The sequence below is a fragment of the Allosphingosinicella deserti genome, from assembly GCF_003012735.1.
Lineage (GTDB): Bacteria > Pseudomonadota > Alphaproteobacteria > Sphingomonadales > Sphingomonadaceae > Allosphingosinicella > Allosphingosinicella deserti.
In genome coordinates this window covers 681,493-696,491 of record NZ_PXYI01000002.1, presented here as the reverse complement: position 1 = coordinate 696,491, position 14,999 = coordinate 681,493, and the positions used below count along the sequence as shown (strand labels likewise).

The window sequence follows — 14,999 nt, the reverse complement described above, 5'->3', positions numbered from 1 at the left end:
GATCGTCACGACCAGTAGCGAAGAGGAACGGCATGGCTGGATCGCGGACGGGGCGGACGCCGCACGCGCCTCGCCGACTAGGCCAAGCGACAAAGCGTATCGGGCACCTCGGCGGAAGCGCAGGAGCGCTCACTCTCCGACGATCACTTGCTCAGCCGCGCGCCTTGCCGATCGGTCCGTCACCGGAGCGCTCCGCCGTGTCGGTCTTGGCCGGTGCCAGATGCTGGAGGAAGCGGCGGCAGAGCGCGTCCTTGTGCGCGTGCCAGGATTGCGCATCGATCGGGTGCGCGTGCGACAGGCACGTCACCCCGTCATAGGCCCGCGCCTCGGCGAAGCCGCGCGAGAGCGTATCGACGGCGGCGAGAAGCGGCGCAGGATCGCTGCTTTTGACCAGGTGCAGATCGGCGCCCGCCAGCATGCACAGGTCGGCAATGTCGGCCGCCGCGGACTCGCTCAGCATGATCACCGGCCAGTCGATCGGATAGTCGCGCATGATCAGCAGGGCGGCACAGCCGTCGAGCGGCACCATGCCGAGATCCATCAGCACGCAGCCGGGCTGCAGCGTTGGCAATGCGCTCAGGAAGGCGTCGGCCGTGGAAAAGGTGGTCACGGCGAATCCGCGCGGCGACAGCCAGGCGGCAACGTCCGCCAGGATCCACGGATCGTCGTCGACCACGTGCACGCAGGCGCTGGCAGCGATGGCGGCCATCAATTGGGCTCCGCCGGTGCCGACGCATCGTCGAGCAACCAGTTGCGCGGCCGCTGCACCGCCGCCGCGCACCGATCCTCCGCTTCGATACGGCGGGCGATCTCCCGGATGATGAAATCGGGAACGGTGCGGCCGCTGGCGGCGAGCTGCGCGGTTTCCCGCAGCTGCGCGTCGGTGATGTGACCCCGCGATCGGCGGCGGCAGGCATATTCGACCATTGGCGTCTCACTTGCTTCGGTGCCGCATCCCTGGACCGCGACTGTGGCTGCGGAATGCCCCGTTCGTGCCGCCGCCTTTCCTTCATAGACGGGCTTGCGCCGGGCACCATGATTTGCGTCACACCCGCGCTGACACGTAGCCGGAACGAGACCAGGCGTCTTGAACGCGATGCTGCGCCACCATCGGCTTCCGCTTCGCCGCCGGGCCTGCCGACACGCCGTTCCGTTCGCGCCTCGGGGATCTGTTCGTGTTCATCCCTCGGAGATTCGTTCGGGCTGAGCCTGTCGAAGCCCTCTCCTTCTTGCTGCCCGAAGGAAAAGTGGGCTTCGACAGGCTCAGCCCGAACGGGGAGGGTTAGGGTGAGGATCTTCGGTCGGCGGCCCGCGACTTCGTCAGCACGAGCCCTTCCTCTCCTCCAAAACAATCGCCATCCCCCACCATTGTTGCACCGCAAAATAGCGCTTTACGATTGCCGGGCGAATCGCATAGCATCGCACCAGACGCAGCCGGCGCCCAACGAGGGGTGGACGCTGCCTCACCAGCAACACGGCAACGATGCCGCCCGAGCCGCCCCGATGGGTCCGGTTCGAGGCGGCTTTGTTGCGTCCGTTCGAAAGGGAATGTGATGGCCTATCTGGCGCCTTCGGAATTCGTCACCAAGATGGTCGATGCGGGTGAAGCCAAGGTCCTGATGTCGACTCGGGACACGTTGATCCGCGCCTTCATGGCCGGCGCGACGCTCGCCCTCGCCGCCGCCTTCGCGATCACCATCACCGTCCAGACCGGCAATGCCCTGCTCGGCGCGTTGCTGTTCCCGGTCGGCTTCGTGATGCTCTATCTGCTCGGCTTCGATCTGCTCACCGGCGTGTTCGTGCTGGCGCCGCTCGCCGTCTGGGACAAGCGGCCCGGGATCACCTGGAGCGGCGTGCTGCGCAACTGGGGTCTGGTGTTCACCGGCAATTTCGCAGGCGCGCTCACCGTCGCCTTCCTGATGACGATCTATTTCACCTATTGCTTCTCGATCGAACCGACCGAGGTCGGCCAGAAGATCGCCGGGATCGGCAAGGGCCGGACGCTCGGCTATGCCGAATATGGCGCGGCCGGCTGGATCACCATCTTCGTGCGCGGCATGTTGTGCAACTGGATGGTGTCGACCGGCGTCGTCGGCGCGATGATCTCCACCCATGTCAGCGGCAAGGTGATCGCGATGTGGATGCCGATCATGCTGTTCTTCTACATGGTGTTCGAACATTCCGTCGTGAACATGTTCCTGTTCCCGGCCGGCCTGATGATGGGGGCGGACTTCTCGATCGCCGACTATTTCTGGTGGAACGAGATCCCGACCGTGCTCGGCAACATCGTCGGCGGCCTGACCTTCACCGGGCTCACATTGTATTCGACCCACGTCCGCACCGCGCCGCGGCGCGTGATCAAGCTGGCCGCCTGATGGCGCAGGACGGGGCGCGGCCGGTGCTTGAGGCCGTGCCCCACTGGCCCAGGGGAGTGCGGCCGCGCCTCACCGTCTCGGCCGGCCATTGCAGCCGGGCCGGCGCCAAGCCGGACAACCAGGATTGCCGCGGGCTCGTCGTGCCCGAAGGCGCAGCGCTTGCCAGCAAGGGCATTGCCGCCGCCATTGCCGACGGGATCAGCACCAGCAGCCTCGGCGGCGAAGCGAGCCGGGCCGCCACCCGGACCTTCCTCGCCGATTATTACTGCACGTCCGATGGGTGGTCGGTGCGCAGCGCCGCCACCAGCGTGATCGCCGCCATCAACAGCAAGATGCACGCGCGCAACGGACGCCCCCTTTCCGACGAGGAGCGTGAACGCGGGCTGATCTGCACCTTCTCGGCGCTGGTGCTCAAATCGCGGAGCGCGCACCTTTTCCATGTCGGCGACGCGCGCATCGCCCGGTTGCGCGGCGGCATCATAGAGCCGCTCACCGCGCCGCATGTTGTCGCGGTCGGCGGCGGCAGATCCTATCTCGGCCGCGCGCTCGGCATCGATCGCCATGTCGAGATCGACTATCGTCATGTCGCGCTCGAGCCCGGCGACCTGTTCGTGCTCACCACCGACGGACTCCACGATCACCTTCAGGACGCGGCGATCGCGGCCCTGCTCACGGCCGCGAACGACCTCCAGGCGGCCGCCGAGGCCCTGGCGACAGGGGCGGCGGACGCGGGAAGCGAAGACGATCTCACCGTCCAGCTGATCCGGGTCGACGAACTGCCCGAAGGCGGCGTCGACGACGTGCTCGGCAGCGAGATCACCCTGCCGCCGGCGCCCCTGCTCACCCCGGGATCGGACTTCGAAGGCTATCACATTCTGCGGCAGATCCATGCCGGCGCCCGCAGCCACGTCTATCTCGCTTCGGACCCGCAGACCGGCAGGCGAGTCGCCTTGAAGGTGCCCTCCACCGAGCATGGTGCCGATCCGGCCCAGCTCCGCGCCTTGCTGCTGGAGGAATGGATCGCACGCCGGATCGATCATCCGCACGTCGCGCGCGCGGCGCCGCAGCCGCGGAACCGAAGCCACGTCTTCGCCGCCTCCGATTACATCGACGGCCAGACGCTTGCCCAGTGGATGCGCGACCATCCGGCGCCGGACCTCACCGCGGTCCGCTCGCTGATCGGCCAGATCGCCGCCGGCCTGCTCGCCTTCCACAAGCTCGAAATGCTGCACCGGGATCTGCGGCCGCAGAACATCCTGGTCGATGCCGAGGGCACCGCGCGGATCATCGATTTCGGATCGGTGCAGGTGGCCGGGCTCGACGAGCTCAGTCTCGTCGCCGAGGAGGATTCCGCCTTCGCCGGAACGATGCAATATGGCGCGCCCGAACTCTATCTCGGCCTTCCCGCCAGCCCGGCATCGGACCTCTTCTCGCTCGGAATCATCGCCTATCAGCTGCTGACCGGACACTTGCCTTATGGCCCGCGCGTCGCCGCCGCGCGCAGCCGCGCCGCCCAGCGCCGCCTCTATTATACCCCGGCCAGCGAGCACAATCCCGCCGTGCCGGACTGGGTCGACGCGGCGATCGCCAAGGCGGTCGCGATCGATCCCGCAGGGCGCTACGAGCTGCTGTCCGAATTTACCTACGATCTGTCGCACCCGAACCCGGCGCTGGCCGGTGCCGACACGAGGCCCCTGTTCCAGCGCAATCCCGTGCTCGCGTGGAAGGCGCTCAGCGCGATCCTGTTCGCGCTGCTGCTGGTCTCGGTCTTCGTGCGCTGACGGCAAGGTGGGAGGTGAGATATTCACCGCTCCGATCGGCGCTAGTCTATTGGGGAAGCGAGACTTAACGAGTTGATGTAGAGTTCCTGCGCTGATCCTCGACCGGCCGGCGCTTCCCCAGAAGCGGCCGTAGTCTTACTCCACTGACACATCGCTGCCGTTCTGGCCCGGGATTTCCTTCGTGCGTATCGCCATCGTCGACGAAAGCGGCCTTCGGGCCACCATCCTGGAGGAGGGCCTGCGCGAGGCCGGGTTCGACGACATCCATGTCGTGGCGCCGACCGGCGCCTTCGTCGCGCGGATCGAGCGGCTGGCGCCGGACGTGGTGCTGATGGATCTCGGCACGCCGAGCCGCGACACGCTCGAGGAGATGCTGCTGGTCAGCAAGGCGCTCGCCCGTCCCATCGCGATGTTCGTCGACGAATCCGACGACATGATGATCGGCGCCGCGATCGACGCCGGCGTCTCCGCTTATGTCGTCGATGGTCTGCGCAAGGAGCGGGTGAAGCCGATCCTGGAGCTCGCCGTCCGCCGCTTCAACGCCTTTGCGGGCCTGCGCGCCGAGCTCGAGGAAGCGCGCAGCGCGCTTGCCGACCGCAAGAAGATCGAGCGCGCCAAGATCATTCTGATGGAAAGCCGAAACATGCCCGAGGCAGAGGCCTATGCGCTGATCCGATCGACGGCGATGAACCAGGGGCGGCGGATCGTCGACGTCGCCGACGCGATCGTCACCGCCGCCGATCTGATCGGAGGCAGAGCATGATCCCCGTCGCCGCCACCTTCGTGCCGCTGACCGACAGCGCGATCCTGATCGCCGCGCACCGCCTCGGCTTCGCCGCCGAGGCGGGCATCGACCTGACCTTGATGCGCGAGCGCAGCTGGGCGACGGTGCGCGACCGGCTGCTGTACGGCCAGGTCCAGGTCGCCCACCTGCTCGCCCCGCTCGCCCTCGCCGTGACGCTCGGCATCGGTCACCCCGCCGTGGCCCTCGCCGCGCCGTTCAAGCTCGGCATGAACGGCAATGCGCTGACCCTGTCGTCGGAGCTTGCCGCGGCGCTCGATCCGGTGGCACGCAACCGGGTCGACGATCCCGTCGCCACCGCCCACGATCTCGCCGCCGCGATCGGCCTCCACCGCCGCAAGCCGATCCTCGGCATCGTCCATCGCTATTCGAGTCATGCGCTGACCCTGCGCTACTGGCTCGGTTTTGCCGGCATCGATCCCGATCGCGACCTCCAGCTGCGCGTGCTGCCGCCCTCGGCAATGGTCGAGGCGCTCGCCGCCGGAGAGATAGACGGATTCATCGCCGGCGAACCGTGGAGCAGCGTCGCGGTCGAGGAAGGGCTTGGCGAAATCGTCGCCTTCACCTCCAACATCTGGGGCCGCAGCGTCGAGAAGGTGCTGGCGATGCGCGAGGACTGGGCCGAGGCCAACCCCGATACCGTCGATCGCCTGCTGCGCGCGCTCGATCGCGCTGCGGCCTGGTGCGAGGACCCGGCCAATGCCGCCGAGCTCGCCGCGATGCTCTCCGATCCGGAGGTGATCGGCGAGCCGGCCCACCTGATCGAGCGCGCGCTCGCCGGGCGCATGGCCCTGTCCAGAGGCGGGGAGATCGTCGACTCGCCCGATTTCCTGATGCTCCATCGCGAAGCGGCCAATTTCCCGTGGCGCAGCCAGGCCTTGTGGATCTACTCGCAATTCGTCCGCTGGAAGTTCGTCGCGCCGAACCCCGCGGCGGAGGCGCGCGCCGCCCGCCTGTTCCGCTCCGACATCTATCGCCGCGCGCTCGCCGGCGGCGCCACTCCACTGCCGGGCGCAAGCCTCAAGGTCGAAGGCGCGCTTGCGGTGCCGACCGGGGCCGGCTCCGACCGCGGCACGCTCACCCTCGGGCCGGACCGCTTCTTCGATGGCCGCATCTTCGATCCCGTCGACATCGAGGCCTATCTCCGCAGCTTCAAAATGGCTTGAATGCACAAAAATTCACATGCTTGCTGCATCGCAATAATTGCACTTGCGTGGGGCGCCGGTCTCCCGCACCTTGGACACACGCGGACGAGGCTGTCCGCAGCGACATAGACCCGAGCCTTCGACGGAGAAGGTGAAGGACGCTCCGGCTTCGGCCGGGTGAGCAACAGGCAAGGCCGCCTGCGACCGCCCCGAAAGGGGCGGGTCGCGGGCGGCCTTTTTGCGTTTCGGAGCAGGGTGATGGATTTTTCGGCGGGCTGGCAGGGATCCGGGGAAGAGCGAAGCGGCGACGCACGCCCCCACCTCGTGGTGATCGGCAACGGCATGGCCGGCTGCCGCGCGGTCGAGGAGGTGCTGAAGCGCGATCCGCACCGCTACCGGATCACGATCTTCGGCGCCGAGCCGCGGGTCAATTACGATCGGATCATGCTCTCGCCCGTGCTCGCCGGCGAGAAGAGCTTCGACGAGATCGTGCTCAACGACCGTGCCTGGTATGCGGCCAACAACATCAGCCTTGTCGCCGGCGACCCGGTCGCCGCGATCGATCGCAGCCGGCGCGTCGTCACATCCGCGTCGGGACGCAGCGTCGCCTACGACAAGTTGATCATCGCCACCGGCTCCGATCCGATCATGATCCCGATCCCCGGCCGCGACCTGCCCGGCGTGGTCTCGTTCCGCGATCTCGACGATGTCGAGGCGATGGTCCGCGCCGCGCAAGCCGGCGGCGATGCGGTGGTGATCGGCGGCGGCCTGCTCGGGCTTGAGGCGGCGCACGGCCTCACCCTGCGGGGCATGAAGGTCACCGTGCTGCACCTGATGCCGACCCTGATGGAACGCCAGCTCGACGAAGCCGCGGCCTGGCTGCTCAAGACCGCGCTGGAAGGCCGCGGCCAGACCATCTTCACCGGCGCCGACACCGCCGAAATCCTCGGCGACGGCAAGGTCGAAGGCGTGCGCTTGAAGGACGGGCGCGAGATCCCCGCGACCCTCGTCGTCATGGCGGTCGGCATCCGGCCGAACATCCGGCTTGCCGCCGCCGCAGGGCTTGCGGTCGGCCGCGGCATCCATGTGGACGACGCGATGGTGACGTCGGATGCCGACATATTGGCGGTCGGCGAATGCGCCGAGCATGACGGCGCCTGCTGCGGCCTGGTCGCGCCCATCTGGGAGATGTGCCGCGCGCTCGCCGACACGCTGACCACCGGCGCCGGAACCTATCGTCCGACCGCCACCGCCACCAAGCTCAAGGTGTCCGGCATCGACGTCTACTCGGCGGGCGATTTTTCGGGCGGCGACGGCGCCGAGGACATCGTGCTGCGCGATGCCGCGCGGGGCGTCTACAAACGGATCGTGGTCCGCGATGCGCGGATCGTCGGCACCGTCCTCTACGGCGACACCGCCGACGGCAGCTGGTATTTCGATCTGCTCAAGAAGGGCGAGGACGTCTCGCCGCTCCGCGCCACCCTGATCCACGGCCCGGTGGCGGCCGGCGCCGGCGGCGGCGATCCCCACGCCCGGCTTGCCGCCTTGCCCGCCGAAGCCGAGATCTGCGGCTGCAACGGCGTGTCCAAGGGCGCGGTGGTGGCGGCGGTCGAGGGCGGCGCCTGCACGCTCGACGCGGTCCGCGGCTGTTCCAAGGCGTCGGCCTCGTGCGGCTCCTGCACCTCGTTGGTCGAAGGCCTGCTCGCGCTGACCCTGGGCGATGCCTATGCGGGCGAGCGCGGCGAGAAGCCGATGTGCAAATGCACCAGCTTCACCCATGACGACGTCCGCCGCGAGATCATCGCCCAGAGCCTTCGCGCGATCCCCGAAGTGATGCAGAAGCTGCATTGGTCGACCCCCGACGGCTGCTCGTCCTGCCGGCCGGCGCTCAATTATTATCTGCTCTGCGCCTGGCCGGGCGAGTATCAGGACGATCAGCAGAGCCGCTTCGTCAACGAGCGCATGCACGCCAACATCCAGAAGGACGGCACCTACTCGGTGGTGCCGCGGATGTGGGGCGGGATCACCAACCCGCGCGAGCTGCGCGCGATCGCCGACGTGGTCGAGAAATACAATGCGCCCTTGGTCAAGGTTACCGGCGGCCAGCGGCTCGACATCTTCGGCATCAGGAAAGAGGATCTGCCCGCGGTCTGGGCCGATCTCAACGCCGCCGGCATGGTCTCGGGCCATGCCTACGGCAAGTCGCTGCGCACGGTGAAGACCTGCGTCGGATCGGATTGGTGCCGGTTCGGAACCCAGGATTCGACCGGCCTCGGAGTCAAGATTGAACGCATGACCTGGGGAAGCTGGATGCCCCACAAGTTCAAGATCGCGGTGTCCGGCTGCCCGCGCAATTGCGCCGAGGCGACGATCAAGGATTTCGGCGTGGTCTGCGTCGATTCGGGCTACGAACTCCACATCGGCGGCAATGGCGGCATAAAGGTCCGCGCCACCGATTTCCTCTGCCGGGTGGCGACCGAGGCCGAGGCGATGGACCATTGCGCCGCCTTCATCCAGCTCTACCGCGAGGAAGCGCGCTACCTCGAACGCACCGCGCCGTGGATCGAGCGGGTCGGCCTCGCCTATCTCCAGAGCCGCCTGGTCGACGACGAGGACGGCCGCAGGGCGCTGACCGAGCGCTTCCATGTTTCGCAGCGTTTCTGCCAGACCGATCCCTGGGCCGAACGCGCCGCCGGCGCCCACCACGAGCAGCATGCTCCCCTGGGCGAGCTTCGCCCCGCCCCCCAGATCCTCGAACCCGCGGAGTAAGATGATGATCACCGGAGATTGGCTCGACGTCGGCTATCTCGCCGAGATTCCGCTCCGCGGCGCCCGCACGATAAGCGTGCCCGGCGGCGACGACATCGCGGTGTTCCGCACCGGCAGCGACCAGGTCTATGCGCTGGTCAATCGCTGCCCGCACGGCAGGGGCCCGCTGTCGGAGGGCATCGTCCACGGATCGAGCGTCACCTGCCCGCTGCACAATTGGGTGATCTCGCTGGCCAGCGGCGAGGCGCAAGGCCAGGACAAGGGGTGCACGCCAACCATCCCGGTGAAGGTGAGCGGCGGCCGCGTGCTGATCCTGCGCAGCGCGATCGTCGCGCTCGCGCCGGTGGCGAGGGCCGCCTGAGATGGCGGGCGAACCGCTCATCGCCCCCGGCGAGGTCTGGCTGGTCGGCGCCGGACCGGGCGACCCCGACCTGCTCACCCGCAAGGCCGAGCGGCTGATCGCCGGCTGCGACATCCTGTTCCACGATGCCCTGGTCGGGCCGGGCGTGCTCGCGCTGGCGCCGGCGCATGTCGTCATGGTCTCGGTCGGCAAGCGCTCGGGTCGGCATTCCAAGGATCAGCGCTCGATCAATGCGCTGATGCTCGCGGCGGCGCGATCGGGGATGAAGGTGGTGCGGCTGAAGGGCGGCGACCCCTCCGTATTCGGCCGCTCGGCCGAAGAGGTCGAGCATCTCGCCGCCCACGGCGTCACCGTCCGCATCTGCCCCGGAATCACCGCCGCCAGCGCCGCCGCCGCGTCGAGCCGGGTGTCGCTGACCCTGCGCGGGCTCGCCCGCCGCCTGACCTTCGTGACGGCGCATGCCCGCGCTGGCGAGACGCTCTCGCTCGACTGGCGCGCGCTCGCCGCCGCCGACACGACCCTCGCTTTCTACATGGGCCGCGGCTCGGCCGGCGAGATCGCCCGCAACCTGATCGCCGCCGGCCGCCGCGCCGATACGCCGGTCATGGTCGCAGTCAACGTCTCGCTGCCGAACGAACGGATCATCCGCGGCCGCCTCGACGCTCTGTCGTTCCTGGTCGCGACGATCAGCGACGACGATCCGACCCTGCTGCTGGTCGGCGAAGCCGTCGGTGTGCCGGCCGGCCGCGAACCAGTCCAGGCTGACCAGACCATATCGATGACCACGACGATCTAGGGGGAAGACCATGGTTGACGACGGTGTCGATCGCCGCGCGACGTGGCGCGGCGAACCGGAACGACGTGCTCCGCGCAGCGGGCGCGTCGCCCAGGTCGCGCTCACTTGTGCGGTCCTCGCGCCGGCCGCGGCCGCCGCGGAGCCGGTGACGGTGAAGCCGATTTTCGACGCGCGCATCCGCTACGAACATGTCGATCAGGACGGGCTCGCCCGCGAAGCGGACGCGCTGACCACCCGGCTGCGCACCGGTGCGGAGGTCGCGTCCGGCCCCTGGTCGATGCTGATCGAGGGCGAAGCGACGGTGGCGCTCGTCGATGACTATTTTAACGGCGTGCGCGGGCCGACCGACCGGCCGCTGGTGCTCGATCCGGAAAATGTCGAGCTCAACCGGGCCCAGGTCCGCTATGCCGGCCTGAAGAACGGCGCGGTAACGCTCGGGCGGCAGCGGATCGAACTGCTCGACCAGCGCTTCGTCGGCGGCGCGGCCTTCCGCCAGAACGAGCAGACCTTCGATGCCCTCCGCCTGCAATATGGCGCCAAAAGCGGCCCCACCCTCGACGTCAGCTACGTCTGGAGCGTGCGCACCGTGAACGGCAGCCGCGGACGCGGCGCGCGCCAGACGGCAGTCGACGGCGACAATCTGTTCGCAGTCGCCGGCCTGCCCACCCCGGTCGGCACGATCAGCGCCTTCGCCCTCCTGGTCGATCAGGACGAAGCCCTCGTGCAGGCCTATCGCCTCTCCAGCCAGACCTACGGCGTAAGATTGGCGGGCAGCCGGCCGGCCGGCCCTGCAACGCTCTCTTATGCGGCGAGCTATGCGCGCCAGAGCGACTATCATCGCAATCCGAACGATTATTCGGCCACCTACCTGCTCGCCGAAGCCTCCGCCGCAGCCGCGGGCTTCACCGCCACGGCCGGCTATGAAGAGCTCGGCGCCGATGACGGTCGTGCGCTCACCAGCTTCCAGACGCCGCTCGCCACCTTGTTCAAGTTCAACGGCTGGGCCGATCGCTTCGTCGTGACGCCGCCCAATGGCCTTCGCGATCTCTATTTCGGGGCCGGCTATGGCGCCAAGAAGGTCGGCCCGGCCGATGCGATCACCCTCTCGGCGACCTGGCACCGCTTCGAGAGCGACCGGCTCGACCTCGATTACGGGCGCGAGATCGATCTGCTCGCCAGTGCGAAGATCGGCCGCACCACGCTCGCAGCGCGCTACGCCGGCTACCGGACCAAAGGCTTCGCGACGGACACCGACCGCTTCTGGCTCTCCGCGGATTTCGTGTTCTGAGTCCGTCGGGCCACCTTGGTCTACTCGGCCGGAGCGTCGACTTTGGCGTCTTCCAGCCACCCTGCCGCGCGCAGTGCCGCGAGCCGGCTGCGCGAGACCGGCGCCACCACGCCGTTGGTGAGCCTGATCTTCACGCTCCGACCGTCCGGGACGATCTCGGCGATTGCCGAACGGGCGACCCACCAGGAGCGGTGGATCTGCAAACCCTCCCCGGTCCCATAATCGGCAATCGCCTGCGCCAGTGTGCTGTGCTCGAGACGCGATCCGGTGGCGCCGTGGATCCGGACATAATGATCCTCCATCTGCAGGCAGAGCGGCGCTGCGGCAGACACGGCCGGCGGTGACGGGCCTGCGGGAGTGGCCGAATCGTGGCTCGGCACCGCTGGTCGGCTGGTTACCAGGACATCAGCGCCCCGGCGCGCGACCAGCAGATAGGCGCCGCCCTGGAGCAGGCAGACGAACAGCACCTGTGCATACCAGTCGGCCGGCCCGAGAAAGGTCAGCTCGGGCCACAAGGCGGTCGCGATCAGCGCGATTGCGGCGCTGAGCGGGATCGCCGCGAGGATCATCGCGACTCCGATCGTCAGCCATTGCGGCAGAGCCCAGCGCCGGGCGAGCCGCAGCGCGACGATGATCGACGGCATCAGGATCGCCATGCCGAGCCAGCTCATCCCGATCCAGTAGAAGATCCGGACATGGGCGGGTCCATTGAGATAGCTGCCATAGGGTCCGATCAGCCCGAGGATGAGGCCGACGCAGGTCGTGGTCAGCAGCCACTTGAGCCAGACAGGGGCACGGGTCGGATCCGGAGTCACCGCGCCCCTATAGCGCGGTTCGCCGGCCCGCGAACCCGTTCGCCCGTTCGCGAAACCCTGCTCGCGCCGAAGGCGGATCGTGCGCCAACTCCGCTCCGCAAGATCATCAAGGAGCACATGCATGCGGACTTTCTTTGCGATCGGGGCCTTTCTGGCCCTGGCCTTCGGCGTCGCCGCCCCATCGACGGCTGCCGAGGCGCGATCCGCCGGCTTTCGCGGCGGCACCATTGCCGATCCGGAGGGCGGCGAGATCGAGATCGGGATCTGGTATCCGAGCGACGCGCCATCGAAGCGGGTCAAGTTCGGGCTCGGCGACGGCCTCGTCGCGGCCGGCGCGAAACCGGTTGGCGCCAAGCTGCCGCTGATCGTTTTCTCGCACGGCAACGGCGGATCGTTCGCCGGCCATTTCGACACTGCGATCGCGCTTGCCGAAGCCGGGTTCGTGGTCGCCGCCTTGACTCATGGCGGCGACAATTGGCGCGACCAGAGCCGCGCTACCGACATGGCCAACCGTCCCCGCCAGCTGAAGGTGCTGATCGATCACGTGCTTGACGCACCCGAATGGCGCGGGCTGATCGACGCAGACCGGATCGGCGCCTTCGGCTTCTCGTCGGGCGGCTTCACCGTGCTTGCAGCCGCCGGTGCGGAGCCGGATCTTACGCGGGTGCTCGCCCATTGCCGCGAGCGGCCGGGCGATTTCGATTGCAAGCTCAGCGCCGGCCGCCGCCCAGCGACTCCGCCGCGATGGACCCACGACAGCCGGATCCGCGCCGTTGTCAGCGCGGCGCCGGCGCTCGGCTACACCTTCACCCGCGACACCATGCGTACCTTGCGCGTTCCCGTTCAGCTGTGGAAGCCTGAGGCCGACGAGATCCTGCCGGCGCCCTATCATGCCGACGTGGTGCGGGGGGCGTTGCCGAACAGGCCCGAGTTCCACGTCATCCCCAAGGCCGGCCATTTCGCCATTCTGGCCCCTTGCTCGCCGGCGGCGGCCAAGGCGAGCGCAATGATCTGCACGGATCCGCCCGGCTTCGATCGGGCCGCCTTCCACGCCCGCTTCAACCGTGAGGTGATCGCCTTCTTCCGCCGCACGCTGGCCGCGCGCTGAGAAAGTCAGCGGATTTCCTCGAACTCGGCGTCGACGATGATCTCACGCGGCGACGCCGAGACGGGCAGCATCGGCAGGGTTCGGCTCGGCGGCGGCCGGCGCCCGGCGGGAGAGAGCAACCGCAGCCGCAGCGCCACGGCGAGGAATGTCGGCAACGCCATCACCAGCAGCAGGTCGCGAAGGCTGCCGGGGATCTCCCAATCCTCGAGGCGCCCGTCGGCATAGCCGCTCGCCGCCTCGTTGACGCCGGCGAGCGCCAGCATCAACAGCCACGGCCAGAAGCTGGTGAGCGGACGGCGAAGCAGCAGGGCGCAAATGACGTGAAGCGGCACCGATGCGAGGACATGCAGGCTGCCGCGGTCGAAACCGGACGTGCTCGCGATCAGATCCTTGAAGTCCACCCAATGCTGCATGGCCGCTCTTAAGCCCTGGCGAAGCGCGCGGGCAAGATCGCCGGTGTGGCCCGATCAGCGTCGCGCACGGACCGCGGCCAGAACACGCCCGGCAAGCTTCGGGAGCTTCCAGGCACAGACAGCCGCCATCAGCGCCGAGAGCAGCAAGGCGACCGGGGCGGGCTGCCCGGCGTCCGGGACGAGCCATGCCAGAACCGCCATCCACAGGTCGACGAAGGGGAAGAACAGCAGGCAGCCGAGGAAGGTCTGGAACGCCAGCATCTGGACGGGCAGCTTGCGGGCGGCCGAGCGCCTGCGGGAACCGGATCTCATATCCCCCTGTGAACCCGGTCGCAAAGGTGGGCAAGCCGCCTCCGCGCATCCGGACCTCTCACTGCTTTCGCTCGGCCGGTCCATCGAGCAGATCCGCGAGCGCCGCCTTCACTCCTGCGACGGCTTCCGGTGTGACGTCGCGGCGGCAATCGCGTCGCGGTAGAGCGGGAAGCGATCGAAACCGGGTTCGTCGAGCGACACCACGCTGACCGGAACCCCTCCGGCGTCAGATCTAACGGGCCGACATAGCCGCCCCTGCCCGACGATCTCGGCCCGGAAGCGGTCGGGATCGGTGCCGGACCATTCCTGCACGGGAGCCAAGTCTTCGAACATGCTGCGATTGCCTTTCGCGACGTGCATCCCGCGGGGGGCCGAAGGTGGCAATGGACGCGGCACCAGGATGCGCGCGGGCGTGAGGCCGACGCTCGCCCTCCGACCCGATCGCCGGAACAAGCCCGGCCAGCGAGCGTTCAGCAGCGTGCGGCTGATCTGTCCCATAAGGGTTCGCACGGCGCAAATTTGCAATCGACGGTTAAGCTCGGGGCCGATAGCATCGGCGCATGGCAATTCATCAGATCGATCGCTGTGTCTTTCTCGTCGAATATCCTGGCTTTCCCCGGGAGCGTGCGGAAGTGGGCGGGCTTGCGCAGGAAAGCGGCGTCCCCGACCGTGAGTTCGGCGCCGCCCTCCGTCGGCTCCTCTACGCGTCGATGGAAAGCACACCCGAAGCCATCTGGGCGCGCGAACGCGGCTACCCGGTGGCCCTGGCACCGACCGAACCGCATCGCGGCAAATTCGTGTTCCGCATCACCTTTGCCGATGACGACGAGGCGATGCTGTTCGCGATGACCTTCGGCGAACAGGCGGGAGCGGAGGCAGACGCCTCGTCGCGCCCGGCCCGAGACTCCGTATAAGCGATTTCGGCGCTCTCCTTGGAGAGACGAACCCCGCAGAGGGTGACGTGAGGCGCTGACCCACCGCGCCGATTGCACTGCCGGCATCGGCCATCGCCCTTCGGGCATGCAATTTCGACC

16 protein-coding genes are annotated in these 14,999 nt (G+C 68.2%); 10 read left to right on the top strand and 6 right to left on the bottom strand.

The window, feature by feature from the left end:
- Window positions 1–151: 151 nt before the first annotated feature.
- Window positions 152–709 carry a response regulator gene (locus tag C7I55_RS07555; RefSeq protein ID WP_106512255.1) on the bottom strand — a complete coding sequence of 186 codons (558 nt, stop codon included), beginning with the start codon at window positions 707–709 and terminating at the stop codon, window positions 152–154.
- On the bottom strand, window positions 709–927 hold the full coding sequence (locus tag C7I55_RS07550) for a hypothetical protein (protein ID WP_106512254.1): 219 nt from the start codon (window positions 925–927) through the stop codon (window positions 709–711). The genes C7I55_RS07555 and C7I55_RS07550 overlap by 1 nt, the downstream gene beginning before the upstream one ends.
- Before the next feature lie 626 nt (window positions 928–1,553).
- On the opposite strand from C7I55_RS07550, the gene C7I55_RS07545 reads away from it, so the two are divergent.
- The 8 genes from C7I55_RS07545 (at window position 1,554) to C7I55_RS07510 (ending at window position 11,317) form a co-directional block, all read left to right on the top strand.
- Entirely contained in the window at window positions 1,554–2,375 is an 822-nt protein-coding gene (locus C7I55_RS07545) for a formate/nitrite transporter family protein (protein ID WP_106512253.1), read from the top strand.
- On the top strand, window positions 2,375–4,156 hold the full coding sequence (locus C7I55_RS07540; RefSeq protein WP_199192753.1) for a bifunctional protein-serine/threonine kinase/phosphatase: 1,782 nt from the start codon (window positions 2,375–2,377) through the stop codon (window positions 4,154–4,156). The genes C7I55_RS07545 and C7I55_RS07540 overlap by 1 nt, the downstream gene beginning before the upstream one ends.
- Before the next feature lie 181 nt (window positions 4,157–4,337).
- Window positions 4,338–4,919, top strand: coding sequence for an ANTAR domain-containing response regulator (locus C7I55_RS07535; protein WP_106512252.1), 582 nt, complete (start codon window positions 4,338–4,340; stop codon window positions 4,917–4,919).
- On the top strand, window positions 4,916–6,124 hold the full coding sequence (locus C7I55_RS07530) for a CmpA/NrtA family ABC transporter substrate-binding protein (protein WP_106512251.1): 1,209 nt from the start codon (window positions 4,916–4,918) through the stop codon (window positions 6,122–6,124). The genes C7I55_RS07535 and C7I55_RS07530 overlap by 4 nt, the downstream gene beginning before the upstream one ends.
- A 237-nt stretch (window positions 6,125–6,361) precedes the next feature.
- Window positions 6,362–8,872, top strand: a complete 2,511-nt coding sequence (nirB, locus tag C7I55_RS07525; RefSeq protein ID WP_106512250.1) for a nitrite reductase large subunit NirB — start codon at window positions 6,362–6,364, stop codon at window positions 8,870–8,872.
- Window positions 8,873–8,876: 4 nt separating this feature from the next.
- Complete coding sequence (nirD, locus tag C7I55_RS07520) at window positions 8,877–9,233, top strand: nitrite reductase small subunit NirD (RefSeq protein WP_106512487.1); 357 nt, start codon at window positions 8,877–8,879, stop codon at window positions 9,231–9,233.
- Between the two features lies 1 nt (window position 9,234).
- On the top strand, window positions 9,235–10,029 hold the full coding sequence (gene cobA / locus C7I55_RS07515) for a uroporphyrinogen-III C-methyltransferase (RefSeq protein ID WP_106512249.1): 795 nt from the start codon (window positions 9,235–9,237) through the stop codon (window positions 10,027–10,029).
- A 10-nt stretch (window positions 10,030–10,039) separates the two neighbouring features.
- Entirely contained in the window at window positions 10,040–11,317 is a 1,278-nt protein-coding gene (locus C7I55_RS07510) for an alginate export family protein (protein ID WP_106512248.1), read from the top strand.
- Between the two features lie 20 nt (window positions 11,318–11,337).
- Here C7I55_RS07510 and C7I55_RS07505 read toward each other — a convergent pair whose 3' ends face one another.
- On the bottom strand, window positions 11,338–12,255 hold the full coding sequence (locus tag C7I55_RS07505) for a LytTR family DNA-binding domain-containing protein (RefSeq protein WP_158266320.1): 918 nt from the start codon (window positions 12,253–12,255) through the stop codon (window positions 11,338–11,340).
- Between C7I55_RS07505 and C7I55_RS07500 the strand changes: the two genes are divergently transcribed.
- Window positions 12,254–13,240, top strand: a complete 987-nt coding sequence (locus C7I55_RS07500; RefSeq protein WP_106512246.1) for an alpha/beta hydrolase family protein — start codon at window positions 12,254–12,256, stop codon at window positions 13,238–13,240. The genes C7I55_RS07505 and C7I55_RS07500 overlap by 2 nt on opposite strands.
- A 5-nt stretch (window positions 13,241–13,245) precedes the next feature.
- Here C7I55_RS07500 and C7I55_RS07495 read toward each other — a convergent pair whose 3' ends face one another.
- The 3 genes from C7I55_RS07495 to C7I55_RS07485 form a co-directional block, all read right to left on the bottom strand.
- Entirely contained in the window at window positions 13,246–13,653 is a 408-nt protein-coding gene (locus C7I55_RS07495) for a hypothetical protein (RefSeq protein WP_106512245.1), read from the bottom strand.
- 54 nt (window positions 13,654–13,707) lie between these two features.
- Window positions 13,708–13,965, bottom strand: coding sequence for a hypothetical protein (locus tag C7I55_RS07490; protein ID WP_106512244.1), 258 nt, complete (start codon window positions 13,963–13,965; stop codon window positions 13,708–13,710).
- Window positions 13,966–14,073: 108 nt separating this feature from the next.
- Window positions 14,074–14,463: a hypothetical protein gene (locus C7I55_RS07485; RefSeq protein ID WP_106512243.1), complete on the bottom strand. Its 390-nt coding sequence runs from the start codon at window positions 14,461–14,463 to the stop codon at window positions 14,074–14,076.
- 62 nt (window positions 14,464–14,525) lie between these two features.
- Between C7I55_RS07485 and C7I55_RS07480 the strand changes: the two genes are divergently transcribed.
- A complete protein-coding gene (locus C7I55_RS07480; RefSeq protein WP_106512242.1) occupies window positions 14,526–14,879 on the top strand; it encodes a hypothetical protein in 354 nt (117 codons plus the stop codon).
- The last annotated feature ends 120 nt before the right edge of the window (window positions 14,880–14,999 follow it).